Below are 241 nucleotides of genomic sequence, written 5' to 3' on the forward strand. Positions count from 1 at the left end.
TGTAGTGGTACAGTGATTTTGGCCACCCATTAAGAAAGAAATGTTATGCTGATAAGCATACAAATTTGGGTGAAAAAATGACGAAATTAAAACGCGCATCGTATTCTGCAGCAATAAAATTAGAAACAGCTCAGCTTGTAGTTGACCAAAGTTATACTCAAGAAGAAGCAGCCAAAGCAATGGGGGTGGGTAAATCAACCGTCAGTAAGTGGGTTACTCAATTAAAGCAAGAGCGGAGTGG

General features: G+C 39.8%; 1 protein-coding gene. It reads left to right on the forward strand.

All coding sequences use genetic code 11. The features are described 5' to 3' along the window. Positions 1-77: 77 nt before the first annotated feature. A partial coding sequence (locus H5117_RS20500) for a transposase (RefSeq protein ID WP_182739030.1) occupies positions 78-241 on the forward strand: 164 nt, incomplete at its 3' end.

The sequence above is a fragment of the Pseudoalteromonas sp. SG45-1 genome, from assembly GCF_014164135.1.
GTDB classification, from domain to species: domain Bacteria; phylum Pseudomonadota; class Gammaproteobacteria; order Enterobacterales; family Alteromonadaceae; genus Pseudoalteromonas; species Pseudoalteromonas distincta.